This is a genomic window from Stagnihabitans sp. (genome assembly GCF_964946895.1).
This window is the reverse complement of sequence record NZ_CBBQHX010000043.1, coordinates 25,305-33,815: the sequence shown is the minus strand read 5'-3', so window position 1 is coordinate 33,815 and position 8,511 is coordinate 25,305. Positions and strand designations below refer to the sequence as shown.

The window sequence follows — 8,511 nt, the reverse complement described above, 5'->3', positions numbered from 1 at the left end:
TGGACGGTGCGGGCGCAGGAAAGTGCGCTGCGCGCCTCGGGGATCCGCAGTTTCACGCTGGCGGGGCTGATCGGCGGCGTCTCGGCCATTCTGGGGCAAGCGCTTGGCGTGGCGCTGACCGGCATGGTGTTTTTGGCCTTCGCGGCGATTTTCGCGGCGTTTCAATGGCGCGAAAGCGGGCAAGGCACCGAGCTGAGCGTCACCTCGACGTTGGCCGGGTTGCTGACCTTCCTGTTGGGCGCTTTGGCGGCGAGTGGCGACATGCAGGTGGCGGTGGCGGCGGCGATCGTGGCCACTGCCCTGCTGGCCCTGCGCGAGGTTTTGCATTCCTGGGTCGCCACGATGACCTTGGCCGAAATCCGCGACGGGCTGATCCTGCTGGCGATGGCGTTCCTGATGCTGCCGCTGTTGCCGGCGACGCCCGTCGATCCCTGGGGCCTTTTGAACCTGCGCGAGATCTGGATTCTTGCGACCATGATCGCCGGGGTGTCGTTTCTGGGCTATGTGGCGGTGCGGTCTTTGGGGCCGCGCTGGGGCATCCTGATCACGGCGGCGGCGGGCGGACTGGCCTCGTCCACGGCCACCACGCTTAGCCTGGCGCGGCTGGCGCGGGGCAAGGCCCCTGCCCGGCTGCTGGTGGCCGGCATGCTGATCGCCGGGGCGGTGATGCTGCTGCGGGTGGTGGTGATTGCCACGGTGCTGCAATCGGGCCTGCTGGTGATCCTTGGCCCGCCGGTTGCGGCGGGGTTCCTGACCTTCGTGGCCTTCGCCGTCTGGATGAGCGGCACCGCCAGCGCCCCCGGCATGCCGGACCTTGGCATTCGCAGCCCGCTTGACCTGCTGGGCGCCCTGCGCATGGCGCTGCTGATCACGGTGGTGATCCTGATCTCGGGCCTTGTGCAGCGCAATTTCGGCTCGGCCGGGCTGTATATCGTGGCGGCGGTGTCGGGATTGGCGGATGTGGATGCCATCACCATCTCGACCGCGCGGATGACGGGCGATCCGCAGGTGCTGGCCCGGGCGATCCTGATCGCGGTGGCGGTGAATTCCTGCTCCAAGGCGGTGCTGGCCTCTTGGGTCGGGCGCGGGGTGATCGGCTTGCGCTTCTTGTGGGCGACCTTGGCCGGAATTGCCGCAGCGGCGGTGGTTTACGCGGCGCTGTAGGTCAGGCGGCAAAACCCGCGACTTGCTGGCGCAGGGCCGCGACATATTTCGCGAGGCCCCCTTTGGCCGGGCGATCCTTGTGGAATATCATGGAAAACCGGTATTGCATCCAAGGCTGATGAAACGGCACGATGCGGAATTGACCGCTGTCAAGTTCGGCACGGATCACCTCCAGTGGGCCGCAGCACAGCGCCAGACTGCTGTGCACCGTCGATTTCATCGATGACAGCGAGTCGACGCAGACCGCCGGGATGAAATCGCCGGTCTGGGCATCGACGGACCCGGCCCGGCCCAGATCGGCGGGCAGGATCTTCAGCCAATTGGCATGCAGGCGCGTCATGGTCCAGGGATAGGTCATGATATCCGGCAGGGTCGGATCGGCCACGTCCAGCAGCGGATGATCCTTGCGACAGAACACCGACACCGCCAGTGCAACCAGCGGTTCCACCACCAGATCGGGATGATCTCCCCCCGAAACATCGCCAATCGCCATGTCGCAGCGCCCTGCCAGCAGGTCGTCGCGCCCCTCTCGCCAATCGCGCACCACCAGGGTGCCACTGGTCCCTCGGTTGCGATTGACGAAAGCCGACAGCGCCGGAGCGCCCAACAGATCAGCGGCAAAAGGCCCGGCGCAGATCCGGAACGCGTCCTGATCAGATCGTGCCAAGGCCGCTACCAGGCGGTCGATCTGGTCAAAGCCGTTGATCAGCGCCTCGCACCGCGCCAAAACGATCTCGCCATAGACCGTTGGGGCGACCGATGTCTTGCTGCGTTCAAACAGTTTGACGCCCATCTCTTGTTCCAGCGCCATAAGGGCGCGGCTCAGGGCGGGCTGGCCCATTCCAACATGGGCTGCTGCCATTGAGAAGTTGCGGTGCCGGCCAAGGGCGTTCACGATGCGAAGCTGAAGTTTCGTCCTCATGACACTTTCTGTTTTGCCCTTGGCCGGACACCAAACCTGCCCCAATCTTCTTTTTTGCAATGATTATGGAGGACGCCACCGAAGTAAAAGTTATCTTTGGAGCGGTTTTTTCGCGTTGGATCGCCGGCTGTGGATCAGCGACAGCTTATCATGATTTTGCGACATTTCCCGACAGGAGATGAAAAAACAGCATAACAGCCGCAAAATTATGCATTGGCCAAGGTGGGCTATGCGGGGCAACCCTGTGCCAGCGTGGTATGCAGCCTTGGGTGAAGCTTGCGCAAGGTACAGGGACTGGGGCCCGCTGCGGCGGGCCCTTTTTCGCTACTGATGCCGCAGCGCCTCGATCGGGTCCAGCCGTGCGGCCCGCCGGGCCGGGAAGAAGCCGAACACCACCCCCACGATGGCCGAGAAGATGAACGAGGCCACGATGATCCGGTAATCCGGCAGGAACCCGATGTTGAGCGCATAGGACCCGATGGCGCCAAGGCCCAGACCCAACAGAATGCCCAGAATGCCGCCGATCAGCGACAGGACCACGGCTTCGACCAGAAACTGCATCAGGACCTGACGCTCGGTCGCCCCCACCGCCATGCGGATGCCGATTTCGCGGGTCCGCTCGGTCACCGACACCAGCATGATGTTCATGATGCCGATGCCGCCGACCAGAAGGCTGATCGCCGCCACCGCCGACAAAAGGCCGGTCAGCACGCCGGTGATCCCGGTCAGCATCGAGGAAATCTGTTTCATGTCAAAGACATTGAAGTCGTCGTTCTGGTCGCCGCTAAGGTGGCGGCGTTCGCGCATCAGGCTTTGGATCTGGGCGGTGACATCCTCGGCACTGGCCCCGTCGCGAAAGGTGACAGAGATGCTTTGCACATCGGTCTTGCCAGAGATGTGGCGCTGAAAGGCCTTGAGCGGCATGATCACCACGTCATTGTCATCCTGCCCGAAGGTCGATGCCTCGCGCTTGGCCAAAAGGCCGATGACCTCGCACGCCACCTTGCCGACGCGGATCGTGGTGCCGACCGGGTTGCCCTCGCCGATCAGCGCGGTGGAGGTGGTGGTGCCAAGGATGCAGACCGGGGTGCCGATGCGCAACTCCCCTTCCGAGAACTCCCGGCCATAGGCCAGCGTCCAGCCCCGGATGGCGAAGAAGGCATTGTCGGTGCCGGTGACTTGCACGGTGTGGTTCATCTCGCCAAAGACCGTGGTCTGGCCTTTGGACGAACCGGGGGTGGCGGCCGCGATGTCAGGGATGTTGCGCACCATGGCGTCCATGTCGGCCAGCGTCAGGGGGGCCGCGTCATTGGCCCCGCCGCCCGGCCCGCGCGAGGGCGCGCCGGGCCGGATCATCAAGAGGTTGGAGCCCAGCGAGGCCACATCGGATTGCACCTGCGCCGTCGACCCCTGCCCCACCGTGACCATGGCAATCACCGAAGCGACCCCGATCACGATGCCAAGAACGGTCAGGAAGGACCTGAGTTTATTGCGAAAAACCGTACTCAGGGCAAGGCGCAGCGCTTCAAGCAGCATGATGGTCCCTGACCCGGTCGGATTGAATTCTGCCGTCGACGAAGGTGATGATGCGGTTGGCGTAATCGGCCATGTCAGGTTCATGGGTGACCATCAGGACCGAAAGACCCTCATCCCGGTTCAGTTGCACCAGCAGCTCCATGATCTCGCGCCCGCGGGCCGAGTCGAGGTTGCCGGTCGGTTCATCGGCAAGGATCAGGCCGGGCTTGGTGACGATTGCCCGCGCGATCGCCACCCGCTGCTGCTGGCCGCCCGACAGTTCCGAGGGGCGGTGATCCGCCCTGCCCTGCAAGCCGACCTTGGTCAGCGCGTCCATCGCGCGGTCGCGGCGTTCATCGGCGGGAATGCCTTGGTAAATCAGCGGAAGTTCAACGTTCTCCAAGGCGGTGGTCCGCGGCAGCAGGTTGAAGCCCTGAAAGATGAAGCCCAGAAAATGCCGCCGCAGCAGGGCGCGCTGGTCGCGGTCCAGCCCTGTCACATCGGTGCCAAACAGCAGGTATTGCCCGGAGGTTGGCGTATCCAGACAGCCCAGAATGTTCATCGCCGTCGATTTGCCCGAGCCAGAGGGCCCCATCACCGCCACGAATTCACCCTTCTGCACGGTCAGGCTGACATCGTTCAGGGCAAAGACCTTGGCCTCGTCCATGCCATAGATCTTGGACAGATGGCGCAGTTCCAGCATGGGCACCTGCGCCTCGGTCATTTGCCCCCCTGCGCGGTGATGACAAGGTCGCCAACTGCCAAGGGACCGTCGAGGATCTGGGTCGCATCGCCATCCGTCACGCCGGTTTTCACAGCGATTTGCGCAGGTTGGCCGTCTTTCATCACGTAAAGGTCGCGGTAGCCCTCTTTGGTGACACCATTGGACTTGCTGGTGGTCTGCCGGTTGCGGTCGCCCGGTGCGCCGCCGGAAAACAGCATGCCCAGCAGGCCGGTGCTTTTCGGTGCTGCCGTGGTGGCCAGAGGCGGCGTGTAGCGGAAGGCGGCGTTGGGCACGCTTAGCACGCCCTTGACCTGTTCCACCGTCACATCCGCCGAGGCCGTCATGCCGGGCCGCAGGCGGTGGTCGGAATTGTCGATGGCCAGAATGGTCGGATAGGTCACGATCCCGTCCACGGTTTGCGGGGCATAGTGCATCTCGGAGACTTTGGCGGGGAAGGTCTGGCCCAGATAGGCATCGACGCTGAAAGACGCCGGGTCGCCGACCTGCACCTTGCCGATGTCGGCCTCGTCGACATCCACCTGCAGCTGCATCTGGCCCAGATCATGCGCCAGCGTGAACAGCACCACCGTGTTGGTCGAGGCCGAGACGGTCTGGCCCAGATCGGCCTTGAGGTCCAGCACCATGCCGTCGATGGGAGCCACGATCACCGCCTTGTCGATGTTGGTCTGGCTCAGCTTCACATCGGCTTCGGCGACCTGCACATTGGCCAGGGCCGAGGCCAGTGCCGCATCGGCCCGGCGCTGCGCGGTGGTGGCGGTGGCCAGATCCTCGACCGAATTCAGCCCCTTGTCGAAAATCTTCTGCGCCCGGCCCAGGCTTTCCGATGCCGCTTCCTGCGTGGCCTTGGCATCCTCCACCTCGGCCTTGCGGGCGGTCAGCGTCGCCTCGTCGCGCGCCAGTTCCGCCTCAAGCGAGGAGGTGTCCAGGCGCGCCAGCACCTGCCCTTTCTTGACAGTGTCATTGACCGCCACATCGACCTCGGAAATCGTGCCCGAGATCAACGAGCCGACATCGACCTGCTGGATCGGCTGCACGGTGCCAACAGCGGTGACGATGACGGTGATGTCGGCAGTCTTGGCTTCGGCGGTGGTGTAATGGATCGTCGCAGTCGCGGTGCTGCGGGACTTGAGCAAAAGATAACCGCCGCCCACGCCCAGCAAGATCACCAAAGACCAGACAATCCAGCCCCGCAGCCGAAAGCGCTTGCGGCGCCGGGTGATCGCCTCGACCGTGATCGTCTCTGCCATGACTGTCCCTCTGGTGCCCTGCATCAAGCTGGGCTCAACCCTTTGAACATTCAACGGCAAAGCCCCGGAATTCCGTCGCTGCGGCACAGCGTCACGGGAATTTGCGGTGCAGCATCGGCGGAGGACAGATTCTGCCGGGGACAAAGCGCGGTTCGTTGCCGGCGATGGAGTGTGTCACACCCTCAAGATCGTTTGCTTGTATCTGGCAAATCACCCGGACAGGGGACGATCCGCGGGTGGCTTGGAACCGAAAAGGGCCCGGGGTTTCCCCCGGGCCCGTCCCATTCCGACGCCTGATCAATCAGGCTTGGGTCATCTTCGCCACTTCGGCGGCGAAGTCTTCCTTTTCCTTCTCGATGCCTTCGCCCACGGCGACGCGGGCATAGCCGGTGATTTCAACACCAGCCGCCTTGGCGGCATCGGCCACCGTGACGTCGGGGTTGATCACGAACTGCTGGCCCAAGAGGGTGTTTTCCGACAGGAAGCGCTTCATGCGGCCCGGGATGATGTTGTTGTGGATCACGGCATCGGGCTTGGGCTTGGCCGAGGCCGCGTTTTCTTCCAGCGCCTTGGCGGTTTGCACGGCCAGTTCACGCTCCAGCACGGCCGGGTCCAGCGAGGCTTCCGACAGCGACAGCGGCGAGGTTGCCGCGATGTGCATGGCGAACTGCTTGCCGATCACTTCAGCGGCGTCGGACGGGCCCTTCAGGGCGACCAGAACGCCGATCTTGCCCATGCCGTCGGTCGCCGCATTGTGGACGTAGGACACCACGGTGTCGCCCTCCAGCACGTGCAGGCGGCGCAGCGTCATGTTCTCGCCAATGCGGGCGATGGCCGCGTTGATCACGGTCTCCACCGGTTCGCCGTTCAGATGCGCGGCTTTCAGCACTTCGATCGACTCGCCGGTTTGCAGCGCAACCTTGGTGACTTCGCGCACCAGGCTTTGGAAATCGGGGTTCTTGGCGACGAAGTCGGTTTCCGAGTTGATCTCGACAGCCACACCACGACCGTTGTTCACGGCCACGCCGATCAGACCTTCGGCAGCGACGCGGTCGGCCTTCTTGGCGGCCTTGGCCAGACCCTTGGTGCGCAGCCAGTCAACGGCGGCTTCCATGTCGCCATTGGTTTCCACAAGCGCCTTCTTGGCGTCCATCATGCCTGCGCCGGTCGATTCGCGCAGTTCTTTCACCATTTGTGCGGTGACGGTCATCTTCAAGTCTCCACTGTTCCTGAAATGGCAGCGAGCGGGATATACCCCCGCCCGATACCAGAATTATGAAACTGGCCCCGCGTCTGGCGCAGGGCCAAAAGATCAGGCTTCGACGGCGTCTTCTGCCGGGGCATCTTCCAGCGAACCAAGGTCGACACCGGCCGCCCCCATCTGGGCGGTCATGCCGTCCAGCGCAGCGCGCGAGACGAGGTCGCAGTACAGCGCGATGGCGCGGCTTGCGTCGTCATTGCCCGGGATGATGTAGTCGATGTCTTTGGGCGAGCAGTTGCTGTCCACGACGCCCACAACCGGGATGCCCAGCTTCTTGGCTTCGGTGATGGCCAGCGCTTCTTTGCCAACGTCGATGACGAACAGCAGGTCCGGCGTGCCGCCCATTTCACGGATGCCGCCCAAGGACGCTTGCAGCTTGCCCTGTTCGCGTTCCATGTTCAGACGCTCTTTCTTGGTCAGGCCTTCGGCCCCACCCGCCAGAATCTCGTCCAGCGCTTTCAGCCGCGCGATCGAGTTCTGGATGGTTTTCCAGTTGGTCAGCGTGCCGCCCAGCCAGCGGTGATTCATGTAATACTGTGCGCACTTTTCCGCCGATTCAGAGATCGACTTTTGCGCCTGGCGCTTGGTGCCCACGAACAGGATACGGCCGCCCTTGGCGACGGTATCGCGCACGATCTTCAGCGCCGCGTCCAGCATGGGCACGGTTTGCGTCAGGTCGAGGATGTGAATGCCGTTGCGGTCGCCGTAGATGTACTCGCCCATGCGGGGATTCCAGCGGGCGGTCTGGTGACCATAGTGTACGCCAGCTTCCAGCAGCTGACGCATCGAGAATTCGGGAATAGCCATATCCATGTCCTTTTCCGGTTTGAACCTTGGCAGATGATTTCAGGGTTTCCCCCAACCGGTGGACCCTTGGGGTTGCCCCCTCCGGCCCGCACCTGCCTGTGAAGTGAGCGGCTGTTACTTCACGTCCGCCCCCGATGCAAGCACCAAGTCACCCGGCAAAGCGCGCCAGCCACTGCGCCAGAGGGGCCAGATCGGCGACGATCGCCGCAAGCCCTGCAACGCAGTCCGGCGTGAAAAGCCAATCCGGGCAGGGCTGCGGCTCTGGCCTGCGCGCCACCAGATGCTTGCGGCGCAAAAGGTGATCCCAGTCGGCACCCGACGGCCAGCCTTTGGGCACCTTGACCAGATCGGCCGGGGTCAACACCGCCCCCTGCCGCGCGGCGCGGTCCAGATGCTGCACCAATTCCGCGCGCTGTGTGCTGTCGCAGATCGCATGGCGCATCCGCTCCAGCCCTTGCGGCGTGAAGCCATAAAAGCCCGCGCCACAGCCAAAGCCCGTGGCAGAGACCACCAGATGCACGCCGGGCACCCGGTTGAAGTCCGGTCCCGTCGACAGGATCAGATGCCAATGCGCGTGGTAGGGGCGCTTGTCGGCTGAAAACCGCACATCACGATTGATCCGCCGAACCGAAGCGTTCAGCTTGGGCACCGCCATCAGCCCCATCTCGGCCACCGGACCCGACAAGGCCGCCGCCAGATCCAGCGCCGGTTTCAGCCAAAGCGCTTCATACTCGGCCCGGTGCGCCTCGAACCAGTCGCGCGTGGTCTCCGCCTCCAGCCCCTGCAGAAACCCGATCAGCCCGCGTGGCACGCCCTCAAACGCCATCCCCCCGCCCCCCCCTTTCATACT

8 protein-coding genes are annotated in these 8,511 nt (G+C 63.8%); 1 reads left to right on the top strand and 7 read right to left on the bottom strand.

Going from position 1 to position 8,511, the window contains the following annotated elements:
- Positions 1-1,164, top strand: a 1,164-nt coding sequence (locus tag AC1Y2B_RS20025) for an MgtC/SapB family protein (RefSeq protein ID WP_482254892.1), incomplete at its 5' end; no start/stop codon positions are given.
- A gap of 1 nt (position 1,165) precedes the next feature.
- On the opposite strand, the gene AC1Y2B_RS20020 is transcribed toward AC1Y2B_RS20025, so the two are convergent.
- From AC1Y2B_RS20020 to AC1Y2B_RS19990, 7 genes are all read right to left on the bottom strand, one after another.
- Positions 1,166-2,086, bottom strand: coding sequence for a LysR family transcriptional regulator (locus AC1Y2B_RS20020; protein ID WP_482254891.1), 921 nt, complete (start codon positions 2,084-2,086; stop codon positions 1,166-1,168).
- A 324-nt stretch (positions 2,087-2,410) separates the two neighbouring features.
- On the bottom strand, positions 2,411-3,622 hold the full coding sequence (locus AC1Y2B_RS20015) for an ABC transporter permease (RefSeq protein WP_482254890.1): 1,212 nt from the start codon (positions 3,620-3,622) through the stop codon (positions 2,411-2,413).
- Positions 3,612-4,325 carry an ABC transporter ATP-binding protein gene (locus tag AC1Y2B_RS20010; protein ID WP_482254889.1) on the bottom strand — a complete coding sequence of 238 codons (714 nt, stop codon included), beginning with the start codon at positions 4,323-4,325 and terminating at the stop codon, positions 3,612-3,614. The genes AC1Y2B_RS20015 and AC1Y2B_RS20010 overlap by 11 nt, the downstream gene beginning before the upstream one ends.
- Positions 4,322-5,593, bottom strand: coding sequence for an efflux RND transporter periplasmic adaptor subunit (locus tag AC1Y2B_RS20005; RefSeq protein WP_482254888.1), 1,272 nt, complete (start codon positions 5,591-5,593; stop codon positions 4,322-4,324). Before AC1Y2B_RS20005 ends, AC1Y2B_RS20010 begins: the two co-directional genes overlap by 4 nt.
- A gap of 301 nt (positions 5,594-5,894) precedes the next feature.
- A complete protein-coding gene (gene tsf / locus AC1Y2B_RS20000; protein WP_482254887.1) occupies positions 5,895-6,803 on the bottom strand; it encodes a translation elongation factor Ts in 909 nt (302 codons plus the stop codon).
- Positions 6,804-6,905: 102 nt separating this feature from the next.
- On the bottom strand, positions 6,906-7,667 hold the full coding sequence (gene rpsB / locus AC1Y2B_RS19995) for a 30S ribosomal protein S2 (protein ID WP_482254886.1): 762 nt from the start codon (positions 7,665-7,667) through the stop codon (positions 6,906-6,908).
- Between the two features lie 142 nt (positions 7,668-7,809).
- Positions 7,810-8,487: a DUF2461 domain-containing protein gene (locus AC1Y2B_RS19990; RefSeq protein WP_482254885.1), complete on the bottom strand. Its 678-nt coding sequence runs from the start codon at positions 8,485-8,487 to the stop codon at positions 7,810-7,812.
- Between the last annotated feature and the right edge of the window lie 24 nt (positions 8,488-8,511).

Excerpts from the sequence above, each read along its gene's own strand:
- AC1Y2B_RS20020 (WP_482254891.1), bottom strand. The coding sequence starts at position 2,086 with ATGAGGACGAAACTTCAGCTTCGCATCGTGAACGCCCTTGGCCGGCAC.
- AC1Y2B_RS20015 (WP_482254890.1), bottom strand. The coding sequence starts at position 3,622 with ATGCTGCTTGAAGCGCTGCGCCTTGCCCTGAGTACGGTTTTTCGCAAT.
- AC1Y2B_RS20010 (WP_482254889.1), bottom strand. The coding sequence starts at position 4,325 with ATGACCGAGGCGCAGGTGCCCATGCTGGAACTGCGCCATCTGTCCAAG.
- AC1Y2B_RS20005 (WP_482254888.1), bottom strand. The coding sequence starts at position 5,593 with ATGGCAGAGACGATCACGGTCGAGGCGATCACCCGGCGCCGCAAGCGC.
- tsf (WP_482254887.1), bottom strand. The coding sequence starts at position 6,803 with ATGACCGTCACCGCACAAATGGTGAAAGAACTGCGCGAATCGACCGGC.
- rpsB (WP_482254886.1), bottom strand. The coding sequence starts at position 7,667 with ATGGATATGGCTATTCCCGAATTCTCGATGCGTCAGCTGCTGGAAGCT.
- AC1Y2B_RS19990 (WP_482254885.1), bottom strand. The coding sequence starts at position 8,487 with ATGGCGTTTGAGGGCGTGCCACGCGGGCTGATCGGGTTTCTGCAGGGG.